This is a genomic window from Salinibacterium sp. UTAS2018 (genome assembly GCF_004118935.1).
Lineage (GTDB): Bacteria > Actinomycetota > Actinomycetes > Actinomycetales > Microbacteriaceae > Rhodoglobus.
The window spans coordinates 2699159-2724579 of record NZ_CP035375.1; the positions used below are offsets into that span (position 1 = coordinate 2699159).

Below are 25421 nucleotides of genomic sequence, written 5' to 3' on the forward strand. Positions count from 1 at the left end.
AACCCGAGTCCCGCCGCCCTGCCTCCCGTAACCAACCAAGCCCTGAACGAGACATCTATCGTTCGGTGCTGGCCGGAGCTAAAGCGGACGCCGGTTCTGCGGCATCCGGGTCGGTGATCGCTCGAATCTCTTCCGTGGTGAGTGGGATCCACGGCGTACCGTCGGGGTCCGATGAGAATGCGGCCGGACTGTCGCCCTGATTCCACCACTTCGACTCGTACGGAACTCCGTCGAACAGAATGCGGTCACCCTCTTCGTAGACGGAAGTTCCATCCCAGGCAGGGTAGGTGCCCGCGGGTACGGTGGGAACCTCTACGGGGGTTTCGCCTTCCAAAACGGGGCCGACAAGAGTCCACGGGGTTTCCCACGAATTCAGTACGGGGTTGTCGGGAAGGTCGCCTCGGGTCCACCATTTCGCTTGGTAGACGTTGTGGTGCCAGACGATCTTGGTGCCCTCAAGGTAGGTGGCGTCTTCAGTCCAGATGGCATACGGGCTCGTTGCCGGGTCATCCACGAGGTCCGAAGGATCGGTAGGTTCCTCGGTGGTGATGGTCTTGGCCGAGGTTGCGACGTGGCCGTCGAAGCCATCGGCGAGAACGTCAGCGAAGAAGAGATCACCCTGCGCAACACCACTGCACGAGTCAGAGACTCGGGTGACGTCGGCATAGTTGGGGCCGCAGGTCGTATCGCGGTTGAGGGACCACATGGACATCCGGCCGAGGCCCTGTTCGAGCGCAAACTCGTTGAGAGTGGTTGCATCGTCCATCGTGAAGACTTCGGCTTCGTTGTCGTTCTGGCCGATCATCGGGGTCGCGCCGAGCTTCGTCCACAGGGTGGCATCTGTCAGTTCGATGCCGGCCTGGTCATAGAGCACACCGAGCTGGCGGTGCGTTTCTTGAAGCGCCCGAATGGATGCGTCGCCGCTCGTTTCTCCAGCGTCCATGCTCTCACCGAAGTTCATCGTCATGATGTTGACGCCCGAGATATCGACACCGGCATCGAGCATCTGGGCTACAGCGGTTGTGCCGTCTTCGGTGAGACCGAAGGTGGCGGCGGGGAGGGTGAGCCAGACAGCGAGGTCATCGCCGGCGGCACGGCGCGATTCTTGCAGGCTCGCGATAGCCGCCGCGCGACGTTCACCGGCAGCGGTGTCGCTGAGGTTTTCGCCCTCAATGTCGAGATCAATGGTGGTGGAGGCGTAACGGTCGAGCACGGAACTGTACGCCGCGACGAGAGCGTCGTGATCGGTGCATCCGGTCGCAAGTTCATCGTTAAGGAGCCCACCGAACGAGACACCGACGTCGCCGCCTTGCTGCTGCAGTCGGGCGATGCGCCGGTCGAGGTCGAGCGAGACCGCCGCTTCATCCATTGTGTAGGCGGTGCCCCACGTGGGAGTGCAGGCGTCGTCGGTCGCCGCGACAATGAACGAGAGCATAACCTCTTGGCCGCTCTCCTTGGTGGCAGATTCGAACTCGTAGCTGGGAGTGGCCGTGACGTCGACGTACGCCGCGAACCACGGGTCGGGCGCCGGTGCGGCCTGGGTTGATGCCCATGCTTGGTAGCCGAATAGACCCCCGGCGGCAACACCGACGGCAAGAATCAGCGCGATAATAAGGCGCCAGAAGGACAGGCGATGCGTAGCAGAACTCATGAGCGAACCTCTCTGGTTTCGTCAATGGGCGGGAGCATTTCGGCGAAAACGATCGAGTCCCGCACCTTGCGATGCGATCCGCTGTCGTCTCCGTAGTAAAGGATGGAGCGCCAATCGAGTGTGGTCGATTCGGGCGCAGGCGCTACCTTTTGTGTCTTGGCTTTGCGCTCAACAAAGAGTGGACGAGTGATGCCCAACCAGATGTCAACAACGGCGTTCCAGAGTCCGATATAGGAGATCACGGCCAGAAGTGCGAGCACCGTGTTGAAAGCCGCGAAGGCAGCGTTTCCCCAGTTGCCGGCGTTGAAGTCGCGCCAGAACGTAAAGGCAGAGAAACCGATGATCACAAACGGCGCGATCACATAGAGCAGCGGCGTTGCGGTGCGATTGCGAACTTTGGGGGTGCGGGCGAACGGAATCTTCTTACTCGTGATGGCCTGCTCAATTGACTTGAGTACGCCAGCGAGATTCACCGGGAGCAGGATGAGGTTGAAGCCGTAGATGCGGAAGATATCGGTGAACTTGTAGCCGCTATAGCGAAGGTCACTTCCCATCGCTAAGAAGTACGGCACCGCGGCGAGTAGCACGACCGGGCTCAGGAGGCGGCTGTCGTACGGGTAGGCGAGCAGGAACACGAGGCCGAAGCTGGCCCAGGTGATCGACGTCATGTAGTTCACGCGCAGGAAGAACTCGGTCCACGGTACAGTCTCGCCACGGGCACGACGCTCGCGCAGCTGACGCATGAGTTTCGGCATGATCAGCAGGCCACCGTTGGCCCAGCGGCGACGCTGAACCACCAGAGAACCGAAGTCGGGCGGGGTCGCGCTGTAGCTGAGGCGCTCGGGGTAGTTCACGAGCGTCCAGCCGTGGGTGCCCAGGTCGATGCTCGATTCGGTGTCTTCGATAACCGTGCGATCTTGAACGTACCGTTTGACGGTGAAGCCGCCCTCGGTCTCGGTCTCGACAATGTCATCCAAAGCAGCCTTGCGGATGACGGCGTTAGCTCCCACCCAGAAGGTGGCGCCGTAATACGACTTGCCCTGATGAAGGATGTGCTGCAGGTCGGTTGTTGCCCCCGCGAGCCGCTCGATCCGTGTGCTCGCGCCGCGGAATGAGGAGTACGGCGTCTGAGTGACAGCAACGCGAGCGTTGTCTTTTTGCTCGAGGAGGTACACCAGACGCAGGCAGTAGTCACGCAAAAGGAGAGAGTCGGCGTCAAGGGTGAGAAGGTATTCCGAATCGGGAATGGACAGGTCGCCAGCGTCGGCGAGGGCGACGGGCCGAAGCACAGTGCCGTCCGGAGTTTCTTCGGGGTGGTAGTTGCCACCCATGAGACCGATGTAGGCGTTGAGGTTCATCGCCTTGTTGGCCTCGTGCGAGACCGACGCGTAGAGCTTGCGCTCAAAGGTGGAGAGCTCGGCATCGAAGGTGCGCGCGAGGCGACGGTAGAGCTCGTGCAGCCGAGTAGCGGGCGGCACCATGCGCTCGGCGAGAGCCGCCGACAATGCATCGGCGGTCAAGTTCAGTTCGCCCGCGAGACCCTGAAGAACTTGGGTGACAAAGAACTCGTCGACGTGGTCGATGCGCTGCTCGTTGTCCGCTTTATTCTCAAGCCAGGCAGCGGCCCACTGGTATTGGCCGGCAAGATCTTCGAGCTCGGCGATGCCTAACGGGCGTTGCTGACGCAGCCGAGATTCGAACGTCGCGAGTGCGTCAGCGAAGCGCGCACGCGGCGCGGCGAGCTCGCGCTGAATTTCGTCAGTGATCTGGCGCGACTTCGACAACTGAGCCGCGGCATCCGGGTCGTCGGGAAAGGGAGGATCGTCGAGCAGGAGCACAACGCGCAAGCTGGGGTATTCCTGCAGGCAGGCGGACCAGAGAGTGGCACGAACGACATCCGGCTCTTCGCTGTAGCTGGGAACCAGCACGGTAATAGAGCCATCGTTGTCGGCGAAGTGCCGATCGAGTTCGGCGCGCGGCACGCGAGCGTGCGCTCGGAAGCGTTGGTAAGCGCCGTGTCGAGCGATCAGGTACATGAGCGCGGAGAACGTCAAGAACGTCACCACGATCAAGTACGAAATCGCTTCAGCAGTAAAGCGAAAGCTTTCGGTGCCGTTGTTGATGAACTGACGCAGGATCGTATAGATCACGTAGGTCAGCCAGAACACCACGGTGGCGACAATGGCAAGGCGAGCGAGCGCGATGGTGCGATCGCTCGGCGCGGGATGAACGGTGGGTAGCGGTGCGAGGCGCGATTCAGCACCCCACTGGCGACGCCGGGCAGGCGCAACCATAGGATTTTTGGGCATGGTGGTTAGGTCCCTTTGTGCAAGATCGGCGAGTTTCGGGTATTCACCGTCGGGTATCTTGCACGCCCAGTATTAGCACTGGGTTCGGTTCGTGCAAAAAAAAGACTACGCCTCGACTAATTGGTCTACTCGCCAAAAGCCGTCTAGTAAGCTGCGGAAACGCTTTGAATAACGTTGTTCACCCGGGGAGGAACGTATGCCTCGCACCATCGCCATCATCGGCGCTGGTCCTTCGGGACTTGCTGCTGCCCGCGCACTCGATAAGGCGGGTATCGACTACGTCGGTTTTGAGTCTGCTGCCGACGTCGGAGGGCTGTGGAACATCGACAACCCTCGCAGCACGATGTACGAATCTGCGCACCTCATTTCGTCGCGCACCACGACTGAGTTTCGCGAGTGGCCGATGCAGTCGACCGCTGATTATCCGAGCCATCGCGAGCTGCGCACGTACTTTCGGTCCTACAGCGATCGCTTCGATCTCGGCCAGAAATACCTGTTCAACACGACGGTAGAACGGCTCGAGCCCACCGACGACGACGGGTGGAATGTCACGAGCGTCACGCGAGGCTACGTGCCGCGCACGAAACGCTTTGACGGCGTGATCTTGGCGAATGGCACGCTGGCGAACCCCAGCATCCCGAAGTTTGATGGCGAATTTGCTGGCCAGATCATTCATTCGAGCGAGTACAAGAAGGCACGTATTTTTGAGGGCAAACGGGTGCTGATCGTCGGCGCCGGCAACAGCGGCTGCGACATAGCGGTGGATGCCGTGCACCGTGCCGACAGCATCGATCTGAGCGTGCGACGCGGGTACTACTTCGTGCCACGCTACCTGTTTGGAAAACCGGCGGACACGCTCAATCAGGGGCGTCCGCTGCCGGCACGAATCAAGCAGTTCGTCGATACTCGGGTGCTGAAGGCGTTCACCGGGGATCCGGTGCACTTCGGGTTCCCGCGCGCAAACTACAAGATCTACGAATCGCATCCGATTGTGAATACTCTCGTGTTGGGCCATCTTGGCCAGGGCGACCTTCGAATTGTGCCCGCACCGGAACGTTTCGACGGCAACACCGTGCACTTCACTGATGGCAGCAAGGCTGACTACGACCTCATCGTGTTGGCAACCGGTTACAGCCTCGCGTACCCCTTTGTGGGGCGGGAGTACCTCAATTGGTCTTCCCTCGCCCCGGAGTTGTATCTCAACATTTTTCCGCCGAGCTTTAACGGTCTCTATGTCTTGGGAATGATTGAGGCGAGTGGCATCGGTTGGCAGGGGCGTTACGAACAGGCTGAGCTGCTGGCGGCCTATCTCGCGGCTCAAGACGAATCTCCCCGCGCCGCGGCTCACTTTCGTGAGCAGGCCGAGCAGCCGTGGCCAGACCTTACCGGCGGCTACAAGTATTTGGCGCTGGAACGCATGTCGTATTACGTCAACAAAGATGCCTACCGGCGCGCAGTGAAGCACGCTCGCGAGGCCCTCACGCGCAAAGCCCGTGAGATTAAGGCCCATGAGGCTCAGGCCCGCCAGGCTCGGACCCGCGAGATTAAGGAACAGGCATGACCATCGATGATGCGATTCTGAATTTCAGCCCGGGCTCGCTCATCGCGCTGAGCATTGTGCTCGGCCTCATCATGTTCGGCATCGCCCTCGACACGAGCATCGAAGATTTTCGCGCTGTGCTGAAGGCCCCACGCGCCTTCGCAATCTCACTCGTCGCTCAGCTCGTACTCTTGCCCGCCGTCACGTTCGGGCTCACCCTCTTGCTGCAGGTTGGGCCGTCAATCGCCCTCGGGATGATTCTCGTCGCGTGCTGTCCGCCCGGAAACATTTCGCAAGTGCTCACCTATCGAGCGCGGGGCAACGTCGCTCTCTCGGTGTCTATGACGGCGGTCACCAACGTGATTTACATTGTCATGCTGCCGGTGAACCTGTCGCTGTGGGGAGGATGGCATCCCACCGCATCCGCGATTCTTGAAAACGTCAGCCTCAACGGCTGGCAAATGTTGCTCGAGATCGTGCTGATTATTGGCCTGCCCTTCGTGCTCGGTTTCGCAATCAAAAACCGCTGGCCTGCCTTCGCTAAGAAGGTTCAACCCACAGTGAAGTGGATCAGTTTGCTCGCGCTGCTCGGGTTCATCATCGCGGCTCTCGCGGGCAACTTTGCATTCTTTATTGCCTACGTCGGCGTCGTTCTGCTCGCCGTGTTCCTGCACGATGCCGTTGCGCTCGGTCTCGGTTACGCCAGTGCGCGACTGGGTGGCCTCGCTCTCTACGAAGCCAAAGCGGTCACTTTTGAAGTCGGGATTCGCAATGCCGGCCTCGGCCTTGGTCTCGTCTTCACCTTCTTTGGGGGACTAGGCGGAATGGCCGTTGTGGCGGGATGGTGGGGTATCTGGGACATCATCGCCGGGCTCGCGCTCGCCACATGGTGGGGGCGTCGGAAGGCTCGGGGCCGCTCAGACACTGCGGGGCCGAATTCCGGTGAGCCCGCGAGCGAAGCGGAGGCACACGCATGAGTCGAGTTCTTGTGACGGGTGGCACCGGGTTCTTGGGCACCTCGGTAGTAGCCGGGTTGGCTGCATCCGATGCCATTGATTGTGTCGTGAGCGCTGATATTCGTGCCCCCAACCCTGGCGTACGGCTGCCGGGGGTGCTGTACGAACGCGTTGACGTGACGGATGCTCCTGACCTGCCCGAGCTGCTGCGTCGCCACGAGATCGACACGGTCGTTCACCTCGCCTCCATCGTGAACCCGGGCAAGAGCACCACGGTGACTCAAGAATTCGCGGTTGACGTTGAGGGGTCACGGGCGGTCTTTGCCGCGTGTATCGAGGCCGGAGTTTCACGAGTGGTGGTGTCATCGAGCGGAGCTACGTACGGCTATCACGCCGATAATCCGGCGTGGATCACCGAGAGCGACCCCCTGCGGGGAAATGACGACTTTCCTTACAGTCGCCACAAGCGAATGGTCGAAGAAGCGCTCGCTGAACTGCGAGTCACGGCTCCCCAGCTCACGCAGACCATTTTTAGGATCGGAACCATTCTCGGGCCGGGCTTGGAGAATCAAATTACGGCGCTGTGGGATTCTCGACGTCTGCTTTCCGTCGCCGGTTCGGATAGCCCCTTCGTCTTCATCTGGGTGGATGACGTCGTCGCCGTGATGGTGAAAGCGGCAACGGGAGGACCAGCAGGAATCTTCAACGTGGCGGGCGACGGCAAGGTGACGGCACAAGAAATCGCTCAGACACTCGGAAAGAAGCAGCTCGTCGTGCCAGCGTGGGCGCTCGCGGCTGCGCTCTGGGTGGGGCACGCTGTGCGCTTGACGCCGCACGGCCCCGCTCAAGTGAAGTTTTTGCGCTACCGCCCGGTGCTCGCCAATCAAGCTCTCACGCGCGAATTCGGCTATCGACCGAGCAAGACCAGCCGGGAGGCGTTCGCTGCGTATCTCGAGGCTCGCGCTGCTCACGAGAGATGAACCCGCACCCCGGCGAATCTGTATACAATTCATCCAAAATTAGGCTTGATTTCTCCTTGTTCAGGCCTAGACTGAGAGTCTTGTATACAAACCTGCGCTGGGGTTAGACCGTCTCGGCGCTGGGCTCGCGGTTTCGGGAGGTGCGCATGGCAACACCAGTACGAGCCAGTGACCGCGCCTACCAAGCCTTGCGCGACGACATCGTCGAATGGCGACTCGCGCCCGGCACCATTCTGGGTGAGGTTGAGCAGGCTGCTCGGCTGGGTGTCTCCCGCACTCCGCTACGCGAAGCCCTTTCGCGGCTCATGACGGACGGGCTCGTGGCAAGCCAGAGTGGCCGCGGACTCGTGGTGACGGATGTGTCGGTGAAGAACATCCGCGAACTCTTCGATGTGCGCAAAGCGCTCGAAGTGAAGGCCGTACGTTTGGCTGCTGAGCATCACAGCGGTACGACGTTCGCTGATCTTGAACGTGAGTTCGACGCTGTGCCCGCCCTGCTGGCCGGCGATGACAGCGACCGCAGCGCGTACTTCGATCTCGTGCGTCGTTTCGATGCCGCCGTCGATGACGCTGTCGAAAACGACTACCTCACCGGCGCGCTCAACTCGCTGCGCACCCATCTGGTGCGCGTGCGTCGTCTCGCCAAAGACAATCCCGAGCGACTGGCTGCTGCCGCTCGCGAACACCTTCTTATCGTGCACGCCATCGTCGCTCGCGACGCTGAGCTTGCCGCGCACGCCACTCATGTTCACCTCCATCACGCGCTCACGAGCGCTCTAGCCATGGCCGCAGAATCTCCGCTGCGTGCCTCCAACTGAAAGGCTCCACTGTGAAAGACCACGCCCTCCGCGTTTACCGCAGCGACGAAAATCTTGCTCGCGAAGATCAGCTCGCGCACAAGATTGCTGAAATCGCCGCCGAACAGCTTGAACCCACGGATGCCGTGACCGATATGGTCATCAACCGCGTGATCGACAACGCTGCTGTTGCCACCGCCTCCCTCACCCGCGCGCCGGTCGTGTCTGCTCGCGCGCAAGCCGAACGCCACCCGTTTACGCCCGGAGCCACCGTGTTCGGTTCCGACGAGCGCGTGAGCCCCGAGTGGGCCGCGTGGGCCAACGGCGTTGCCGTGCGAGAGCTCGACTACCACGACACCTTCTTGGCGGCCGACTATTCGCACCCCGGCGACAACATCCCGCCGATCTTGGCGGTTGCTCAGCACACGGGCCGCACCGGCGCTGACCTGCTTCGCGGCATCGTCACCGGTTACGAAATTCAGATCGACCTCGTGAAGGCGATCTGCCTGCATAAGCACAAGATTGACCACGTTGCCCACCTCGGCCCGAGCGCCGCCGCCGGCATCGGAACCCTTCTCGGCCTCGACACCGAAACCATCTTCCAGGCCGTGGGCCAAGCGCTGCACACGACGACCGCCACGCGCCAGTCGCGCAAGGGTGAGATTTCTACTTGGAAGGCACACGCTCCCGCTTTCGCCGGCAAAATGGCCGTCGAAGCAGTCGACCGTGCCATGCGCGGCCAGACCAGCCCCACCCCGATCTACGAAGGTGAAGACGGCGTTATTGCGTGGATGCTCGACGGTCCCGACGCGCACTACGAAGTTCCGTTGCCCGAGCTGGGGGAGCCGCGCACCGCGATCCTCGACTCGTACACGAAGGAGCACTCAGCTGAGTATCAAGCGCAGGCGTGGATCGACCTCGCCCGCAAGCTCGGGCGCGAGCATCCTGAACTGGTTGAAGCCAACATCAACCGCATCGTGCTGCACACGAGCCACCACACGCACTATGTGATCGGCTCGGGTGCGAACGACCCGCAGAAGTACGACCCCAACGCGAGCCGCGAGACGCTCGACCACTCCATCCCGTATATCTTCACGGTTGCCCTGCAGGATCAGGCGTGGCACCACGTCAAGAGTTACGCTCCGGAGCGCGCGAACCGCCCGGACACGATCGCTCTGTGGAAGCGGGTCACCACGGCGGAAGACGCCGAGTGGACGCGTCGCTACCACTCGATCGATCCCGCGGAGAAGGCGTTCGGTGGTCGTGTCGAAATTGAGCTGACCGACGGTAGTCGCATCGCCGAAGAGATCGCTGTCGCCGATGCGCATCCGCTCGGTGCTCGTCCGTTCGCGCGCGATCAGTACATCAACAAGTTCCGCATGCTCGCGGATGGCGTGCTCGCGAACGACGAAATCGAGCGCTTCTTGGACGTCGCTCAGCGCCTGCCCGAGCTCTCGCCAGCTGAACTCGGCGGGCTGACCGTGCGCGGCAACTTCCCCGCCATCACTGCCAAAGGAATCTTCTAATGCTGTATGCCCAGACCGACCCCGCCACCAAGCGCGCCCAGTTTCGCGAGCGCCTCGCCAGCGGCGAACTGCTACGCGTGCCCGGTGCGTTCAACCCGCTGAGTGCTCGCCTTATCCAAGACAAGGGCTTCGACGGCGTCTACATTTCGGGTGCCGTCATCAGCGCCGACCTGGGGTTGCCCGACATCGGCCTGACGACTCTCACCGAGGTGGCCGGCCGTTCGCAGCAGATTTCGCGGATGACCGACCTGCCGTCGCTCGTTGACGCCGACACCGGCTTCGGCGAGCCCATGAACGTCGCGCGCACCGTGCAGACCCTCGAAGATGCGGGGGTCTCCGGGCTCCACATCGAAGACCAGGTCAACCCGAAGCGCTGTGGCCACCTCGATGGCAAAGCGGTTGTCGACACGGACACTGCTCTCAAGCGCATCCGTGCGGCCGCCGACGCGCGCCGCGACCCGAACCTGCTGATCATGGCTCGCACCGACATCCGCGCCGTTGATGGTTTGGATGCGGCGATGGACCGCGCCAAGCAGCTCGTTGATGCGGGCGCCGACGCGATCTTCCCCGAGGCGATGAAAGACCTCGGCGAGTTTGAAGCGATGCGCAATGCCGTGGATGTTCCGATCCTCGCGAACATGACAGAGTTTGGTAAGAGCGAACTTTTCACGACAACACAATTGAGCAATATCGGCGTAAACATTGTTATTTATCCCGTAACCCTGTTGCGTAGTGCCATGGGTGCTGCAGAGCGCACTCTCGATGCAATCAACGCCGACGGCACTCAGCAGTCTGCTGTCGGTGAGATGCAGACGAGGGCTCGCCTGTATGAACTGCTCGATTACGAAAGCTACAACTCTTTCGATTCATCAGTGTTCAACTTCACTCTCGATAACCACTTTTAGATCACAGTTTCCACCACTCTTGACTCGACAGACACCACCGAGGAGCACCATGACTGACTCAAACGGAACCCCCGAAAACGAGATCCGCAAGGGCCTAGCCGGCGTCATCGCTGACACCACAGCGATTTCCAAGGTCAACCCCGAAACGAATTCGCTGCTCTACCGCGGCTACCCCGTGCAAGAACTAGCCGAGAAGTGCACGTTCGAAGAAGTTGCCTACCTGCTGTGGCACGGCGAACTGCCGAACGGCGAGCAGCTCGAGGCATTCCAAGCCTCCGAGCGGGCGCAGCGTCACCTCGACGCGCACACCAAGCGCGTGATTGATGAGTTGCCGCTCACCGCGCATCCGATGGATGTCGTGCGCAGCGCCGTCAGCGTGATCGGTGCCATGGATGACACCCTCACCGACCCCGCGAGCATGGTCGACGAAGAACTCAACCAGCAGCGTTCGCTCACGCTTCTGGCGAAGCTGCCGGCGATCATCGCGTACGACCAGCGTCGCCGTCGTGACCAGGAACTCGTGGAGCCGCGCGATGACCTCAGCTATTCGGCCAACTTCTTGCACATGACCTTCGGTGAGGTTCCTGACCTCGTCGTCGTGAACGCGTTTGATGTGTCGATGATTCTGTACGCCGAGCACTCCTTCAACGCGTCGACCTTCACCGCTCGCGTTGTCACCAGCACGATGAGCGATCTCTACAGCGCGGTCACGGCAGCAATTGGTGCACTCAAGGGCCAGTTGCACGGCGGAGCGAACGAGGCGGTCATGCACGTCTTCGACGAGATCGGCACCGCCGCTAATGCCGAGCAGTGGCTCGAGACGGCGCTCGCCGAGAAGCGCAAGATCATGGGCTTCGGTCACCGCGTGTACAAGAACGGTGACTCGCGAGTGCCCACCATGAAGGCAGCGCTGGAAACTCTCATCGCTGAGTACGATCGCCCCGACATGATGGAGCTCTACGAAACTCTTGAAGAGGCCATGACGAGTCGCAAGAACATCAAGCCGAACCTCGACTACCCGAGTGGCCCCGCCTATAACCTCATGGGCTTCGACACCGACATGTTCACGCCGCTGTTCGTCGCCGCGCGAATCACCGGCTGGACCGCTCACATCATGGAGCAGGCGGCTTCGAACGCGCTCATTCGCCCCCTCGCTGCGTACTCGGGAGTGGACGAGCGCCACATCGGTTAGAAATTAGCTCGTTCGCTAGGAGCTTTATCTGCGCGGATGGAATCGTCAGTCGTGAGTGGCAAGATGGGGAAATGACTGTTCCCCAGATTGAACTCAACGACGGCAATTCCATCCCGCAGCTCGGGTTTGGTGTCTTCAAGGTTGACCCCGCAGAAACCGAGCGCATCGTCACTGACGCGCTCGAGGTTGGCTACCGCCACCTCGACACCGCCATGATTTACGGCAACGAGCAGGGCGTTGGCAACGCCATCAAGGCCTCGGGCATCCCGCGTGAAGAACTCTTCATCACGACGAAGCTGTGGAACAGCGACCAGGGCACAGACTCTGCTCGCGACGCCATGGATCTCAGTCTCGAGAAGCTGGGCCTTGACTATGTGGACCTGTACCTCATCCACTGGCCTCGCCCCGATCTCGACCGTTACCTCGAGACTTGGCTCACGCTCGAAGAGTTGAAGGCAGCAGGCAAGACGCGTTCGATCGGTGTCAGCAACTTTCACCGTGCCCACCTCGACAAGATCATCGCGGGCAGTAACACGGTGCCTGCGGTTGACCAGCTTGAGTTGCACCCGGCATTCGCGCAGCGTGATCTGCGCGCCTACGGTGCTGAGCTTGGCATGCACATCGAGGCGTGGGGTCCACTCGGCCAGGGCAAGTACGACCTGTTCAGCGAGCCTGCTCTGCAGACCGCGGCGGCTGCCCACGAGGTTTCGCCTGCTCAAGTCGCGATCCGTTGGCACCTGCAGAGCGGCATCATCGTGTTCCCCAAGTCGAACTCGCGTGAGCGTATGGCTGAGAATTTCGATGTCTTTGGCTTTGAACTGGATGCGGAACAGATGGCAGCTATCGACGCTATCGACCGCGACCAGCGTGTGGGAACAAACCCCGACGAAGCGACCTTCTAAGGCGCCTTTTCTGCTGTGAGCAAAGGCCGGCATCCGCGTCCCTCCGGGCGTTGGAGGTCGGCCTTTGTCGTGCGGCGCGGGTGACGGGCGCTGTTAGAATTTCTACTCAGCTTAAAAGTGGCCAGTGCCGCGTGACGAAAGCGAGCGACTGTGGACAATCCCGGCGTCTTCCACAGCCCGACAGAGGGCTGGGCATTCATCCCTTTCATTGGCGTGCTCGCTGCGCTGGGGTTTGCCGTAATTGCCGTGCTGATCTGGTTTGCCGGATCGGGTTACCGTCTGCGCGCCTTCGTGGTGACCGCACTTGCGATCGGCATCGGATTTGCTAGCGTCACGGGTCTCGTCGGGGCAGCAGACTCATTCGACGAGCGATATGCGCTGTCGTTCGCGAAGCACAGCGTCGCCGTGAAGACGTGGGCGCTTGAGGAATACGGGCTCACGCTGAGCTCGGATGACGTCGCTGACTTGGTGGCGGGGCGCCCCATTGCCATCGACGAACGCGGCAGCGATCGCAACGTGGTCTTGCAGCCCGTTCCGGGGAGCTCGAGCGTTCGACTCGTGGGCCCAGCCGGTATCCCACTCAACTTCGCGCGCTAGGCGTTGAGGGCTCAGCGGGTAGCGTCGAGCGCTACACGCTGACAGCAACCCCGGGCGGCGTCTCCACGAGCAACCCCGTCCCCGCGAACGCAGCCTCGAGGTCGGCACGGGTTTCGGTGAAGTGTTCCCACCCCTCGGTGTGGAGGCCAACCACATGGTCGACGCCCAAGATTCTGGCGGCTTCTGCGGCATCCGCTGAGGTCAAAGTGAGAGGGCCAGTGACGGCGGAGATACGGGCAGCACCCGCGAAGAGCACCGCGATGCTGATGTCGGGGAAGCGGTCGGCGATTTGCTGCACGAGCGGCAGGGAGGCGTTGTCGCCGCTGACGTAGATGGTGGGTTCGCCCTCGGCCTGCAGCACGAAACCGGTGACCGGGCCGACGCGCGCTTCCGCACCGGGAGGGCCATGCAGGGCCGGCACTGCGGTGACGGTCACTGCGCCGACTTCGCGGGATTCCCACGAGTCGAGACCGACAACACCGCCGCCGAAGAGGTCAGAGCCCGCCTTCATGGTGCTGATCGTCAGCACGCCCGTGGCGAGAAGTTCGAGTCCCTCGTAGTCGAGGTTGTCCTGGTGTTCGTGATGCGACAGCAACACCAGGTCGACAGCGCCAACATCCGCTCGGCTCAGTGCCGGACCCGCCGTCTTGGTGAGCGGCACACCGCCCTCGTCGGGGTAAAGCTGCGGGGCATCAAAGGTGGGATCAGTCACGATGCGCAATCCCGCATATTCGAGCAACGCGGTGGGGCCACCAATGTAGGTCACGGTCAACTTCGACATACTCTGAGACTATGCCCAATCGTCTGGAATCTGCTGCGAGTCCGTACCTGAGATCACACGCCACCAATCCGGTTCACTGGTGGGAGTGGTCTGCCGAAGCTTTTGCTGAAGCGCAACGCCGCGATGTGCCCGTGCTGGTCTCCATCGGCTACTCCACCTGTCACTGGTGTCACGTGATGGCGCGCGAATCGTTCAGCGACCCCGTGCTGGCCGCCTACCTCAACGACAACTTTGTGGCGATCAAGGTCGACCGCGAAGAGCACGCCGAAGTGGACTCCACCTATCTGGCGGCGGCATCCGCCTTCACGCCCAACCTGGGCTGGCCCCTCAACGTCTTCGTCACCCCCGCGGGGCGAGCCTTCTTTGCCGGCACCTACTGGCCGCCGACCGCGGTGGGGCAGCATCCGGCATTTCGGCAAGTGCTCGAATCGGTGACGGAGGCGTGGACCGCGCGGCGTGAGCAAGTGGAGACGAGTGGGGCCGCGATTGCTCAGGCGCTCGCCCAGAGCCGCGGTGTGGAGAGCGAACTCGTCACCGACTTTGCTGACGTGATCGATGCGCTTGCTGCCGCCGAAGATCTCGAGCATGGCGGATTCGGGGACGCCCCCAAATTTCCGGTCACGCCGGTGCTGCGATTCCTTCTCGATCGCGGGGCCCGCTCCGCCGAACACTCGCCCGAGGCAGCCGGCCTTGCCGACCGCACGCTGACGGCGATGGCGGCATCCGCCCTGCGCGACCCGGTCGATGGCGGCTTCTTCCGCTACTCCACCCAGGCCGACTGGACCGACCCGCACTACGAACGCATGCTCTACGACAACGCCCAACTGCTCGCCGCCTACGCGCTCGCCGACTCGGCCGAGGTTGCCACGGGCGTCGCCGAGTTCTTGCGCGACCGGTTGCTGCTGCCCTCAGGAGCCTTCGCGTCGGGCCTCGACTCCGAAAGCACCGTCGACGGCAAACGCGTCGAAGGCTTCTACTATTCGCTGGACGCCGCCAGCCGCGCTCGCGTCGAAGCCCCGCCCCGCGACGACAAGATTCTCACCGGCTGGAACGGTCTCGCCATCGAAGCTCTTGCCTTGGCCGGCGCCCGTCACGGCGAGGCCGAGTGGATCGCGCTGGCTCGCGGTGCCGCTGACTTTCTGCTCGCTGAGCATGTGCGTGGGTCAGGGGCGGGTGCTCTTGCTGGTGCAGGAGCCGGCGCGGCTGCGGCTGCCGGCGTCGCTGGGGGGCGACTCGTTCGCACCTCGATCGACGGCATCCTCTCCGACGCGGCCGCAACCCTCGAAGACAGTGGAATGCTCGCGCAAGGCCTGCTCGAACTCTCGATCGCGACCGGCGAGGTTCGCTACGCAATCGCCGCCCGCGACCTCATCGACGGCGCGCTCGCTGCCGGAGCTGCAGGCTCGGGAAGCTCACCATTCGGCCTCCCCGGTGGCAGCGACTCGGTGCTCGCTGCGCAAGGTCTCTCGACCGAAGCCGACATCAGCGACGGAGCCCACCCCAGCGGTCTCAGCGCCATGGCCGCCGCCGCGCACACCCTCTTCGCTCTCACCGGCGACGCCCAATACCGGGATGCCGCCGAGGCATCCATGAAGCTGGTCGGCCAACTCGCAGCCCAGCAACCCATCTCGTTCGGAACCGCCCTCACCCTCATGTCGGAGCTCGGTGCACCGCTGCGCCAACTCGTCGTCGTGACGGAGGATGAGGCTAGCGGCGAGCTCACTCGTCTCGCCCGCACGCTGCACCGCGCTGGGGGCATTGGTGTTGCGGTCTCGCAGGCTCAGGCCGACGCTTTTGCGGCATCCGGTTTCGAGTTGTTTGCCGCGCGCACCGCTATAGGCGGCGCACCGACGGCCTACCTCTGCGAAGAGTTTGTGTGCCGCCTACCGCTCACTGATGCGGCTGCGTTGGAGGCGCTGCTGAGTGCGAACTAGCGGTTGTAGACGTCGCGTCGATGCCCGAGGGTGACGACAACGACGAGCAGCACCTCATCCTGAATTGTGTAGACGATTCGGTAGTCGCCGATGCGCACGTGAAATCCGGGGCGCCCCTGAAGTGCCTTGGCGCCGGGAGGTCGCGGGTCGTGGCTGAGCAGCGCGATCGCGCCACGAATTCTGTCGCGATGCTGATGGTCAACTCGTGTGAGGGCACGCGCCGCGGCGGGCGTGACCTCAATGCGGTAGGCCACTACCAGCCCAGATCTGTCTTGACCTGATCCCAGGGAACGTTCGGGCCCTCGTCGGCCATCGCTTCGTCGAACGCGGCAACGTCTTCAGTATCCTCTAGCGCATCCATCATGCGCTCATACTGCTCTGGGCTTACGACTACGGCCGCGCGCTGTCCACGGCGCTCGATGAAAACTGCTTCGCGCTCTGAGGTGGCGATGACCTCGGAGAAGTTCTTGCGGGCATCCGCGATGCTGGTGGTCGACATGAGTCAATTGTACGTTTAGGGCCTTGAAATGTACATAAGGGTGTTCTGCGCAACCGCGAGGGCAATCGCGCTGGCGAGCTACAGAATCCCGAGCGCCTGCCGCACGTGTACATACTGCGTGAGGAATGCGCGTTCGTCGAGGCGCTTGCGGCGCATCCAGGACGTCACTTCGCTGTTGCTTTTGCTGGCGTTGCACGAGCCGCAGGCGGGCACGACATTGCCGACGGTGTAACTGCCGCCGCGGGAGATCGGCTGAACGCAGTCTTTCTGCAACGGGCAGTCGGTCGCGGCACAGTAGGCGCAGCCGCCCCACTCACGAGTGATCTCGTTCCACTGTTCAGCGGTGAGGTCGTTGTCGGCGGCATCCACTCGACGTTTGCGGCGTCGGGCGGCGCGAGCGCGTCGAGTCTGAGCCACAGCCATACCGCTAAGTTACTGCACCAACCCCGAACAGCGGCCTAGGCTGAAACGATGGATGGTCTTCTTCCCGGCGGAAACATGAACGCGGTCGAACGCAGCGGCGACACCGTGCTGCGCAACGCTGGGCCGTGGACGCCGACGGTGCACCGCTATCTCGACTATCTTGCTGTCGCCGGGGTCGATTGGGCACCGCGACCGATCGGTATCGAGGGCGCTCGGGAGCGTCTGTCGTTCATCGAGGGCGACGTGCCGCTGTACCCGTTACCCGATTTTGTGTGGACGGATGCCGTGCTTCGGGAGGGCGCCCGTCGCCTTCGCCAGTTGCATGACGCCAGCATCGGTTTCGGGCTAGACGGCGCCGTGTGGCAATCGCCTGCGAAAGTGCCCGCCGAAGTGATCTGCCACAACGACTTTTCGCCGCACAATCTTGCCTTCGTTGACGGAAGGCTTGTGGGAGCAATCGACTTCGATATGTGCTCGCCGGGACCACGACTGTGGGATCTCGCGTACTTCGCCACGCGGGCAGTCCCGTTGACGTCGGTGACTCCCCACAACGCACCGGGCATCGAAGACGCTCGCCGCCGAGTCGAAGTTCTCTTAACAGCTTATGGATCGGATGCGACGTGGAGCGACGTTCTGCGGGTGGCGATCATTCGCCTTCACGACCTTGCCCAGATGTCCCGCGACAAGGCCGTTGGGCTCTCGAAGCCGCAACTGAAAGACGATGCCGCGGAGTACGAGCGCGACGCGCGCTTTCTGCGCGGGCTGATGGATGACGAGCGTCAGGTTCGTTGAGGTTGTAGCTGTCCCTCGCCTAGCGCTCCTCACGACGCCGGAACCGTCGCGGCGAGTGACCTCAGGACACTAGCGATCTAGGCTGTGCTGCATGAAGATCATGAGCGCGCGTAAACCCCGCAACTGGCACCGAGCCCACGACGACTCTCTCACGACCGGTCAGCGAGCGGCTGACACGCTGCGCAATTCGATGGGCAGCTGGGTCTTCGTAATCAGCTTTATGGCGTTCATGCTGATCTGGGCCGGGGTGAATTCGCTGACGGCGGCGACGTGGGATCCGTATCCGTACATTCTGCTCAACCTGTTTCTCAGCATGTTGGCCGGTCTCCAAGGCGCGATTCTGCTGATCTCCGCCAAGCGCCAAGACAGCATTTCTGCGGCGCTGGCCCAACACGATTACGACGTGGATGCCGCGGCGAAGGCTGACATCGAAGAGGTGTTTGCCCTCAACCAGCAGCAATCAATCGTGATCGCTGAACTGCATGAAATTCTGAAGCGGCTCGACGAGGACCGCGCGGCGTGGATCAGCGTGCGCGAGAAGCTCGGCGGAGATTCGGCGCCGTCGGCCTAGACCCGCAGGCAGCGCGAGCTGTTGCCCGCAGGGGTGCTGGCGCTCGGCCTAGCGCCCCGCGCGACGCGAGGAGATAACTCCGGTATCGAAGCCCATGAGGTTGAGCCCGCCGTTGAAGCGGGCGTGCTCGACCTTGAGGCAGCGGTCCATCACGACAGTGAGGCCCTGCGATTCGCCGTAGACGGCGGCTTCTTCGTTCCAGATGCCGAGCTGCACCCAGACCGCCTTCGCGCCGATCGCGAGCACGTCGTCGATCACGGCGGGGATGTCGCTGGCTTTGCGAAAGACGTCCACGATGTCGGGCACTTCGGGTAGCGACGCCAGGTCGGGGTAAGCCTTCTGGCCCAGAATCGTGTCGGCATTCGGGTTCACGAAATACACCGTGTAGTCGGTCGACTGCAGCAGGTAGGTGCCCACGAAATAGCTCGACCGCGAGGGGTTGGGGGAGGCCCCGACGATCGCAATGGACCTGGCGCCGCGCAGGATGGCGGCACGTTTTTTGGCATCCGGCCCCACCCAGGTGCGCTGCGACTTGAGCAACTTCGCGAGCGGTGAGCTCGCGGGGAGGTCGCACGTGAGCCCATTGCTGAGTTGGGTGGTTTGTACTTCTTCGGTCGACATCGTTAGCCCTTCGTCGCAGCGGTCAACGCCTGGTCGAGGTCGGCGATGATGTCTTCGGGGTCTTCGATACCCACACTGATGCGCACGACACCCGGCAGCACGCCGCCGTCGATGAGCTGCTGCTCGGTGAGCTGCGCGTGCGTCGTCGATGCCGGATGAATCACTAACGTTTTCGCGTCGCCAATGTTGGCGAGATGGCTGGCCAGCTCCACGCTCTCGATGAACTTTTGGCCCACCTCCCGGCTACCCTGAGTGCCCGTCGCGCGCACTTCGAAGGAGAACACCGAACCGGCGCCCTTCGGTAAATACTTCTGAGCACGCTCGAAGTGCGGATGCCCTGGCAGTCCTGCCCAGTACACGGTTTCGATGCGCGAATCGGCCTCGAGCCACTCGGCGACGATGCGGGCGTTGTCGACGTGAGCTTGCATCCGGAAGGGAAGAGTTTCAACGCCGGTCGCGAGCAACCAGGCCGAGTGCGGGGCGAGGGCGGGCCCGATGTCACGCAGCTGTTCCGCGCGCAGGCGAGTGAGGAAGGCGTATTCGCCAAAGTTGCCGCTCCAGTTGAGACCCCCATAGCTCGGCACCGGCTCGTCGAAGAGGGGGAAGCGGTCGGTGGCCCAGTCGAAGCGGCCGCTCTCCACGACCACACCGCCCAGAGTCGTGCCCGCGCCACCTAAAAACTTCGTCGCCGAATGCGTGATCACGTCGGCACCCCACTCGATCGGGCGGCTTAGGTAGGGAGTCGCGACTGTCGAGTCGATGACGAGTGGCAGATTGTGCGCGTGCGCGACCTCGGCCAACCCCTCAATGTCGGCAATCTCGCCGGACGGGTTCGCGATGGTCTCCGCGAAAATCAGCTTGGTCTTGTCGGTTATGGCCGCCGCATAGTCTGCGGGGTCGGCGGAGCGCACAAACGTGGTTTCGACCCCAAAACGACGCAGCGTGACATCCAACTGCGTGATGGAACCGCCATAGAGGTTGGCGCTCGAGACGATGTGATCTCCCGCACCCGCCAGCGCCGCAAAGGTGATGAACTGCGCGCTCAGTCCACTGCCGGTGGCGACGGCACCGAGTCCGCCCTCGAGAGAGGCGACCCGTTCCTCGAAACTGGCCACCGTCGGGTTAGCAAGCCGGGAATAGATGTTGCCGTACTTCTGCAGCGCAAAGCGAGCGGCGGCATCCGCGGTGTCATCAAAGACGTACGCGCTCGTCTGGTAAATCGGCAGGGCGCGAGCTCCCGTCGCCGCATCAGGAATGTTGCCCGCATGAATTGCGCGCGTGCGAAAACCATAGTTGCGGTCGGAACCGCTCTGCTCAGCCATAGCCACAGGCTACCCAACCGGATGCCGTCGCCGCGTCCGCGACGTAACAGAACGCCACGAAGGTGGCTGGCCTAGACCCAGGTCGGCAACCACCAGCGCAGGCGCAGCAGGTCGTAGTCGATGACCTGACCGGTCCAGAGCGGCCAGAAGAAGACGCTGACAGCGATCGCGACGACCACAAACACGGCGACGACGCCGAGGCCGCTCGTGCGCCGATACCGATCGTCGTCGCGGCTGCCGAGGATCACCCCGAGCGCGGCGACCAAGGCCAGAATCAGGTACGGCTCGAACACGATGGTGTAGAACTGAAAAACGGTGCGGTTCAGATAGAGCAACCAGGGCAGGTAACCGGCGGCGACGCCCATCAGAATGAACCCGGTCTGCCACTGGCGGTAGCGAACCAAGCGGTATACGAGGTACAGCATGGCGGCGGTCGCAGCCCACCAGATGATGGGGTTGGCGATTCCCGAGATGGAGGCGCCGCAGGCATCCGCGAGACAACCGTCGTCGCCGCGCGCAACGTTTTCGTAGAACATGCTCGTCGGGCGGATCAGCAGTAACCAGGTCAGCGGGTTCGCTTGGTAGGGGTGGGGTCGATTTTCGCCCACGTGATAGCTGTAGACGCTCGACTGAAAATGCCACAGGCTCTGGATGTCGAGGGGCACCCAACTGAGAACGCCTGTCCACGCATTGCCGTCGGATTCGGCCCAGTCGCGGTCGTAGCCATTGTCGCTGAGAAACCAGCCCGCCCACGTGCTGAGGTACACGAGCAGCGCGACCGGAACGGTGAGCAGAAAGCTCACGGGTGCTTGCTTGAAGAGCGTGCCGGAACCCCAGAAGCCGATGCCAGCCTGACGGCGAGCGAGAGCATCCACCACCAGGCTGTAGACGGCGAAAGCGGCCAAGAAGTAGAGGCCATTCCATTTGACGGCGGCGGCAAGGCCGAAGGCAACGGCCGCGAGCATGAGCCACGGTCGCCACCACAGAGCCGGGCCCCATTCGGTGCTCGCGCCGCGGAGCCCGCGGCGACTGATCCACAACGCCAATCGTGTGGCTGAGTGCTCCCGATCGAGCAGCATGGCGCCGACGCCGAGCAGGGCAAAGATCATCACGAAATTGTCGAGCAGCGCGACGCGGCTCATGACAATCGCATTGCCATCGATGGCCATCAGCAGCCCGGCGAGCGTCGCGAGCAGCGTGGAACCGAACAACTTCTTGGCGATCAGCATGAGCACCACGATGGCGAGGATGCCGACGATGGCCGTCGCAATGCGCCACCCGAAGGGGTCTTCGCCGCCGCCCGGCAGCATGCCCAAGCCGATCAACCACTTGCCGAGAGGCGGATGCACGACGAACGACGGATCGTTCAGAAAGATGTTGGCCTTGCCGCTGTTGAAGAGCGCATCCGCTTCGGCCGGCCACTGCGCCTCGTAGCCGAGGTTCACGAGCGTCCACGAATCCTTCACATAGAAGGTCTCATCGAAAACCAGCGACGACGGATGCCCGAGACCGACCAGTCGCGTGAACGCCGCGATCAGCACCACAATCGCCGGCCCCGCCCACCCGAGCCAGCGGCGGGTCAGCGGATTTCTCGCCGCCCACCAGTCGTCAAGGCGCGAGCCCGCGGCGGCGTAGCGGCGACCGACGGAATCGGGGTGCGCGGCATCAGCGCCGTCCGCCGGCGCAGGCGTATCTGCACCATGACCTGCACCTGCACCTGCACCTGCATCCGCGTCAGGCGTAGTCGAAAGCCACGGCGAATCATTCGCCAGAATGGCGTCGAAGTCGCGCGGTTTGCTCTGGTTCACTCCGCAATCGTACTCAGCGTCGCGCGTTCGTGGGGCGCGGTAAAGGTCTGCCAGATCCAGTCGGCGGCGGTGCGCGCCGGCGGTCGGGGTGTCATAGCGAGCCAGGCGTCGATGATTCCGAAGGTTGCGCCGGTAATGCTGGCACTCGCGATGTCGAGGCGCACGCCGTCGGGGGCGGTGGGATCGTGATCGAGGATTCCTTGGCGCACGATGAGATTAAGGCGTGTTCGCAGTCGCGACGCCACAAACGCTGAGCCGCGGGGGCCGAGCGCACTGGCGTACACGGCGGCGTTGCCGTCAAGGTGAGAAAGGTAGTTGAGAAGGGCTGGCGGTGGGGCGGTGCTGAGCGGGTCAAGATCGACCAGTTGCACTCCCGCTTCGTCGGCGGCGGCTTCGATGGCGAAGGCCAGCAGGGTCTCTTTGTCGGGGTAGTGCTGGTAGAAGCTGCTGCGATTGACGCCGGCCCGTTCGACGATTTCGCCGACAGTCACTTCGTCGAAGGGGCGCTCCTGAGTGAGGGCGAAGAGCGCCTGTTGCAGGCTTCGACGGGTTCGTTCGACTCGGGCATCCATTGGTCGATTGTCGCAGAGGTACCCCACAAAGGGTGAGTTTTCCGACAATTGTTGGAAAACTCAGGGTAGGTCAAATATCATGGATCGCAGCCCGAAGACGTGCTCGTTTTTGTGTCCCTAACGAGAGGTCTCTTTCAGCATGGCTGAACTTCTGTACCGCCTTGGCCGGCTTTCGGCCCGCCGCGCTTGGCTCTTCATCATCAGCTGGCTCGCCGTTCTCGGCCTAGCAGTCGGCGGCTTCGCCCTCTTCGGCGGCACACTCTCCTCCACCATGACGATTCCCGGCACCGAAACCGAACGCGTCGCCTCTGAACTGACCGACCAGCTGGGCGACGTCGGCGGCATCTCTGCCACCGTTGTCTTCGGATCCGAAGATGGCAGTGCCTTCTCCGAGACTCAGCGAAGTGAGATCACGGATGCTCTCGCCGGCCTCACGTCTAAACGCGATGTCACCGACGTCATTGACCCCTTCGAAACCGACGCTCAGCGCGATGACCAAGCGCAACAGATTGTGGACGGCCGCGAGCAGATCGAAGCCGGAAAGCAAGAATTGGCTACTGGTCAAACTCAGCTAGACGCGGGTGCTCAAGAACTCGAAGCCGGCCAGGCTCAACTGGATGCTGCGATCGAGCAGGCCAAAGCCGCCGGCTTCTATGACGCCTCGATCGCGCAGTTCGATGCGCAGCAGGCCCAGCTCGACGCCGGCAAGGCCGAGCTCGACGCGCAGCAGGCAACGATTGACGAAAATATCGCCCTGATCGATGAGCAAGAGCGCGAGCTCGGCTTTGGCGAACGCCTTCTGGATGCCGCCTCAGCGATCAGCTTCGTCTCCGACGACGGGGCCACAGCGCTCGGCCTCATCACCTTCGACAGCGAACTGCTCGACCTCTCGGGAGAGACGAAGAGCGCGATTGCGGCCGCACTGGATGCCATTGATATTGACGGCGTGACTGTCGACTACTCGTCATCCATCACCACGTCGACCGATGGCCTTTTGGGCATCGGCGAGATCATCGGTGTGCTGTTGGCCGGGCTGGTTCTGCTCGTACTGTTCCGTTCGTTCTTGCCCGCAACGTTGCCGATCGTCTCGTCGATCATTGGCGTTGGGGTGGGCGTCGCAGGCTCGCTCGCCTTCTCCGGCGTTGTCGATATGACCTCCGTCACCCCGATTCTGGGCGTGATGCTCGGCCTCGCGGTCGGTATCGACTACACGCTCTTCATCGTGCAGCGCCACCGTCGCCAACTAGCGGCGGGCATGGATCTGCACGAGTCGATCGGGCTCGCTAACGGCACCTCGGGCAACGCAGTACTGTTCGCTGGGTCGACGGTTCTCGTCGCCCTGCTCGCGCTGAACGTGAGTGGCGTTCCGTTCCTCGGCGTCATGGGCACCGTGGGTGCTGTCTGCGTTCTTATCTCGGTGCTGATCGCCGTGAGCCTGACCCCCGCGCTCCTGGCGCTTCTTGGCGAGCGAGTTCTTTCTCGCAAGGCCCGCGCCAACATCGGTCACGAATCGCACGTGCTTCCGCCGGCTCGCGCCATGCGCACGAGCCGCGCGGTGGTCATGCTGATCGTGGCGACGCTCGGACTGCTGATCGTCGCGATCCCCGCGCTCTCGATGCGCTTGGGCCTGCCCGATGGTTCGTCAGAGCCTGCCGATTCGACCCAGTACCGCACCTACACGGCAATCGCCGAGGAATTCGGGGCTGGTCAGAACGGCACCCTCCTGGTGACCGCGACCCTGCCCGCCGGTGTTGCCGAAGACGCAGAACTCGAAACTCAAGCCGATCTGGCCGACCAGCTGTTGGCCTTCGATGACGTGGAAGCCGTCGCGCCGATCGGTGTCTCCGATGATCGGGACTACTTCGCGTTCCAGGTCGTTCCGGTGGAAGGGCCCACGAGCGTGTCGACGGGAGAACTCGTTCATGAACTGCGCGACAGTTCTCCGCTCGCGGGAGACATCCAGCTCGGCGTTGCTGGCTCGGCCAGCGGAAACATCGACATTTCTGAGAAGCTCGCCAATGTGCTGCCGCTGTACCTCGCAGTAGTCGTGGGGCTCTCGCTGATCATCCTGATCCTGGTGTTCCGTTCGCTACTCGTGCCGGTTATCGCGACCGCGGGCTACGTGCTGTCGCTGCTGGCAGCATTCGGCGCGATGGTCGCCGTGTACCAGTGGGGCTGGTTGGGAGCGCTCTTCGGCGTCACCGATCCGGGTCCGCTGCTGAACTTCGCCCCGATCATCATCATGGGCGTGCTGTTCGGTCTTGCGATGGACTACCAGCTGTTCCTCGTCTCAGGCATGCGCGAAGCGTACATTCACGGGGTGCCCGCTCGGGCCGCCGTCATGAGCGGACTGCGCAGTGGTCGCGCGGTCGTCACCGCCGCGGCGATCATCATGATTGCCGTCTTCGGAGGATTCGTCTTCTCGCACTTGGCGATCGTTCGCCCGCTCGGCTTCGGCCTCGCCATCGGCGTGCTCTTCGACGCCTTCGTGGTGCGGATGATGCTGGTCCCGGCCCTGATGCACCTGTTCGGCAAGTCGGTGTGGTGGTTGCCTCGCTGGCTCGACCGCATCCTGCCGAGCGTGGATGTCGAGGGCTCAGCCCTCGAGCGCAGCCACCCCATCCATGCTGCTGAACCGGATGACGCGAGCAGCGACTCGGTACCAACCGCCCGCTAACACCCGCATTCACAGAGCACCTGCACCACACAGCACCTGCACCACACAGCATCCGCACCCACGGTG

23 protein-coding genes are annotated in these 25421 nt (G+C 62.7%); 13 read left to right on the forward strand and 10 right to left on the reverse strand.

Annotated elements, in window-relative coordinates; genetic code table 11:
- Positions 1–55 precede the first annotated feature (55 nt).
- Positions 56–1651, reverse strand: a complete 1596-nt coding sequence (locus tag ESZ53_RS12835) for a chitinase (RefSeq protein ID WP_129073185.1) — start codon at positions 1649–1651, stop codon at positions 56–58.
- Positions 1648–3960 (reverse strand): glycosyltransferase family 2 protein, encoded by a 2313-nt coding sequence (locus ESZ53_RS12840; protein ID WP_129073186.1) that lies wholly within the window; start codon positions 3958–3960, stop codon positions 1648–1650. Before ESZ53_RS12840 ends, ESZ53_RS12835 begins: the two co-directional genes overlap by 4 nt.
- 196 nt (positions 3961–4156) lie before the next feature.
- Here ESZ53_RS12840 and ESZ53_RS12845 point away from each other — a divergent pair, with 196 nt between their 5' ends.
- From ESZ53_RS12845 to ESZ53_RS12885, 9 genes are all read left to right on the forward strand, one after another.
- Complete coding sequence (locus tag ESZ53_RS12845; RefSeq protein WP_129073187.1) at positions 4157–5521, forward strand: NAD(P)/FAD-dependent oxidoreductase; 1365 nt, start codon at positions 4157–4159, stop codon at positions 5519–5521.
- A complete protein-coding gene (locus tag ESZ53_RS12850) occupies positions 5518–6477 on the forward strand; it encodes a bile acid:sodium symporter family protein (RefSeq protein WP_129073188.1) in 960 nt (319 codons plus the stop codon). Before ESZ53_RS12845 ends, ESZ53_RS12850 begins: the two co-directional genes overlap by 4 nt.
- A complete protein-coding gene (locus ESZ53_RS12855; protein WP_129073189.1) occupies positions 6474–7436 on the forward strand; it encodes an NAD-dependent epimerase/dehydratase family protein in 963 nt (320 codons plus the stop codon). Before ESZ53_RS12850 ends, ESZ53_RS12855 begins: the two co-directional genes overlap by 4 nt.
- Before the next feature lie 146 nt (positions 7437–7582).
- Positions 7583–8254, forward strand: a complete 672-nt coding sequence (locus ESZ53_RS12860; protein ID WP_129073190.1) for a GntR family transcriptional regulator — start codon at positions 7583–7585, stop codon at positions 8252–8254.
- An 11-nt stretch (positions 8255–8265) separates the two neighbouring features.
- Positions 8266–9759: an MmgE/PrpD family protein gene (locus tag ESZ53_RS12865; protein ID WP_129073191.1), complete on the forward strand. Its 1494-nt coding sequence runs from the start codon at positions 8266–8268 to the stop codon at positions 9757–9759.
- Complete coding sequence (prpB, locus tag ESZ53_RS12870) at positions 9759–10664, forward strand: methylisocitrate lyase (protein ID WP_129073192.1); 906 nt, start codon at positions 9759–9761, stop codon at positions 10662–10664. Before ESZ53_RS12865 ends, prpB begins: the two co-directional genes overlap by 1 nt.
- A gap of 49 nt (positions 10665–10713) precedes the next feature.
- The gene (locus ESZ53_RS12875) at positions 10714–11856 is read left to right on the forward strand and encodes a bifunctional 2-methylcitrate synthase/citrate synthase (RefSeq protein WP_129073193.1); all 1143 of its coding nucleotides are present in this window, start codon (positions 10714–10716) and stop codon (positions 11854–11856) included.
- A 71-nt stretch (positions 11857–11927) separates the two neighbouring features.
- A complete protein-coding gene (locus ESZ53_RS12880; protein WP_129073194.1) occupies positions 11928–12758 on the forward strand; it encodes an aldo/keto reductase in 831 nt (276 codons plus the stop codon).
- 150 nt (positions 12759–12908) lie between these two features.
- Positions 12909–13355, forward strand: a complete 447-nt coding sequence (locus ESZ53_RS12885) for a hypothetical protein (protein ID WP_129073195.1) — start codon at positions 12909–12911, stop codon at positions 13353–13355.
- Positions 13356–13386: 31 nt separating this feature from the next.
- Here ESZ53_RS12885 and ESZ53_RS12890 read toward each other — a convergent pair whose 3' ends face one another.
- On the reverse strand, positions 13387–14136 hold the full coding sequence (locus ESZ53_RS12890) for an MBL fold metallo-hydrolase (RefSeq protein ID WP_129073196.1): 750 nt from the start codon (positions 14134–14136) through the stop codon (positions 13387–13389).
- 11 nt (positions 14137–14147) lie between these two features.
- Between ESZ53_RS12890 and ESZ53_RS12895 the strand changes: the two genes are divergently transcribed.
- Positions 14148–16070 (forward strand): thioredoxin domain-containing protein, encoded by a 1923-nt coding sequence (locus ESZ53_RS12895; protein ID WP_129073197.1) that lies wholly within the window; start codon positions 14148–14150, stop codon positions 16068–16070.
- On the opposite strand, the gene ESZ53_RS12900 is transcribed toward ESZ53_RS12895, so the two are convergent.
- From ESZ53_RS12900 to ESZ53_RS12910, 3 genes are all read right to left on the reverse strand, one after another.
- The gene (locus ESZ53_RS12900; RefSeq protein WP_129073198.1) at positions 16067–16324 is read right to left on the reverse strand and encodes a type II toxin-antitoxin system RelE/ParE family toxin; all 258 of its coding nucleotides are present in this window, start codon (positions 16322–16324) and stop codon (positions 16067–16069) included. The genes ESZ53_RS12895 and ESZ53_RS12900 overlap by 4 nt on opposite strands.
- On the reverse strand, positions 16324–16569 hold the full coding sequence (locus tag ESZ53_RS12905; protein ID WP_129073199.1) for a type II toxin-antitoxin system Phd/YefM family antitoxin: 246 nt from the start codon (positions 16567–16569) through the stop codon (positions 16324–16326). Before ESZ53_RS12905 ends, ESZ53_RS12900 begins: the two co-directional genes overlap by 1 nt.
- Positions 16570–16647: 78 nt before the next feature.
- The gene (locus ESZ53_RS12910; RefSeq protein WP_129073200.1) at positions 16648–16992 is read right to left on the reverse strand and encodes an HNH endonuclease; all 345 of its coding nucleotides are present in this window, start codon (positions 16990–16992) and stop codon (positions 16648–16650) included.
- Positions 16993–17040: 48 nt separating this feature from the next.
- On the opposite strand from ESZ53_RS12910, the gene ESZ53_RS12915 reads away from it, so the two are divergent.
- Positions 17041–17784 carry a phosphotransferase gene (locus ESZ53_RS12915; RefSeq protein WP_129073201.1) on the forward strand — a complete coding sequence of 248 codons (744 nt, stop codon included), beginning with the start codon at positions 17041–17043 and terminating at the stop codon, positions 17782–17784.
- 91 nt (positions 17785–17875) lie between these two features.
- Positions 17876–18355 (forward strand): DUF1003 domain-containing protein, encoded by a 480-nt coding sequence (locus ESZ53_RS12920; RefSeq protein WP_129073202.1) that lies wholly within the window; start codon positions 17876–17878, stop codon positions 18353–18355.
- 48 nt (positions 18356–18403) lie between these two features.
- Here ESZ53_RS12920 and ESZ53_RS12925 read toward each other — a convergent pair whose 3' ends face one another.
- From ESZ53_RS12925 to ESZ53_RS12940, 4 genes are all read right to left on the reverse strand, one after another.
- Positions 18404–18976 (reverse strand): CoA-binding protein, encoded by a 573-nt coding sequence (locus tag ESZ53_RS12925; RefSeq protein WP_129073203.1) that lies wholly within the window; start codon positions 18974–18976, stop codon positions 18404–18406.
- 2 nt (positions 18977–18978) lie between these two features.
- Positions 18979–20298 (reverse strand): O-acetylhomoserine aminocarboxypropyltransferase/cysteine synthase family protein, encoded by a 1320-nt coding sequence (locus ESZ53_RS12930; RefSeq protein ID WP_129073204.1) that lies wholly within the window; start codon positions 20296–20298, stop codon positions 18979–18981.
- A gap of 71 nt (positions 20299–20369) precedes the next feature.
- On the reverse strand, positions 20370–22106 hold the full coding sequence (locus tag ESZ53_RS12935; RefSeq protein WP_129073205.1) for a dolichyl-phosphate-mannose--protein mannosyltransferase: 1737 nt from the start codon (positions 22104–22106) through the stop codon (positions 20370–20372).
- Positions 22103–22678 carry a TetR/AcrR family transcriptional regulator gene (locus ESZ53_RS12940; RefSeq protein ID WP_129073206.1) on the reverse strand — a complete coding sequence of 192 codons (576 nt, stop codon included), beginning with the start codon at positions 22676–22678 and terminating at the stop codon, positions 22103–22105. The genes ESZ53_RS12935 and ESZ53_RS12940 overlap by 4 nt, the downstream gene beginning before the upstream one ends.
- A 139-nt stretch (positions 22679–22817) precedes the next feature.
- On the opposite strand from ESZ53_RS12940, the gene ESZ53_RS12945 reads away from it, so the two are divergent.
- Entirely contained in the window at positions 22818–25355 is a 2538-nt protein-coding gene (locus ESZ53_RS12945) for an MMPL family transporter (protein WP_129073207.1), read from the forward strand.
- Positions 25356–25421: the final 66 nt, after the last annotated feature.

Excerpts from the sequence above, each read along its gene's own strand:
- ESZ53_RS12835 (WP_129073185.1), bottom strand. The coding sequence starts at position 1,651 with ATGAGTTCTGCTACGCATCGCCTGTCCTTCTGGCGCCTTATTATCGCG.
- ESZ53_RS12840 (WP_129073186.1), bottom strand. The coding sequence starts at position 3,960 with ATGCCCAAAAATCCTATGGTTGCGCCTGCCCGGCGTCGCCAGTGGGGT.
- ESZ53_RS12940 (WP_129073206.1), bottom strand. The coding sequence starts at position 22,678 with ATGGATGCCCGAGTCGAACGAACCCGTCGAAGCCTGCAACAGGCGCTC.
- ESZ53_RS12920 (WP_129073202.1), top strand. The coding sequence starts at position 17,876 with ATGAAGATCATGAGCGCGCGTAAACCCCGCAACTGGCACCGAGCCCAC.
- ESZ53_RS12945 (WP_129073207.1), top strand. The coding sequence starts at position 22,818 with ATGGCTGAACTTCTGTACCGCCTTGGCCGGCTTTCGGCCCGCCGCGCT.
- ESZ53_RS12890 (WP_129073196.1), bottom strand. The coding sequence starts at position 14,136 with ATGTCGAAGTTGACCGTGACCTACATTGGTGGCCCCACCGCGTTGCTC.
- ESZ53_RS12910 (WP_129073200.1), bottom strand. The coding sequence starts at position 16,992 with ATGGCTGTGGCTCAGACTCGACGCGCTCGCGCCGCCCGACGCCGCAAA.
- ESZ53_RS12875 (WP_129073193.1), top strand. The coding sequence starts at position 10,714 with ATGACTGACTCAAACGGAACCCCCGAAAACGAGATCCGCAAGGGCCTA.
- ESZ53_RS12925 (WP_129073203.1), bottom strand. The coding sequence starts at position 18,976 with ATGTCGACCGAAGAAGTACAAACCACCCAACTCAGCAATGGGCTCACG.
- ESZ53_RS12860 (WP_129073190.1), top strand. The coding sequence starts at position 7,583 with ATGGCAACACCAGTACGAGCCAGTGACCGCGCCTACCAAGCCTTGCGC.
- ESZ53_RS12855 (WP_129073189.1), top strand. The coding sequence starts at position 6,474 with ATGAGTCGAGTTCTTGTGACGGGTGGCACCGGGTTCTTGGGCACCTCG.
- ESZ53_RS12850 (WP_129073188.1), top strand. The coding sequence starts at position 5,518 with ATGACCATCGATGATGCGATTCTGAATTTCAGCCCGGGCTCGCTCATC.
- ESZ53_RS12845 (WP_129073187.1), top strand. The coding sequence starts at position 4,157 with ATGCCTCGCACCATCGCCATCATCGGCGCTGGTCCTTCGGGACTTGCT.
- ESZ53_RS12895 (WP_129073197.1), top strand. The coding sequence starts at position 14,148 with ATGCCCAATCGTCTGGAATCTGCTGCGAGTCCGTACCTGAGATCACAC.
- ESZ53_RS12880 (WP_129073194.1), top strand. The coding sequence starts at position 11,928 with ATGACTGTTCCCCAGATTGAACTCAACGACGGCAATTCCATCCCGCAG.
- ESZ53_RS12930 (WP_129073204.1), bottom strand. The coding sequence starts at position 20,298 with ATGGCTGAGCAGAGCGGTTCCGACCGCAACTATGGTTTTCGCACGCGC.
- prpB (WP_129073192.1), top strand. The coding sequence starts at position 9,759 with ATGCTGTATGCCCAGACCGACCCCGCCACCAAGCGCGCCCAGTTTCGC.
- ESZ53_RS12905 (WP_129073199.1), bottom strand. The coding sequence starts at position 16,569 with ATGTCGACCACCAGCATCGCGGATGCCCGCAAGAACTTCTCCGAGGTC.
- ESZ53_RS12915 (WP_129073201.1), top strand. The coding sequence starts at position 17,041 with ATGGATGGTCTTCTTCCCGGCGGAAACATGAACGCGGTCGAACGCAGC.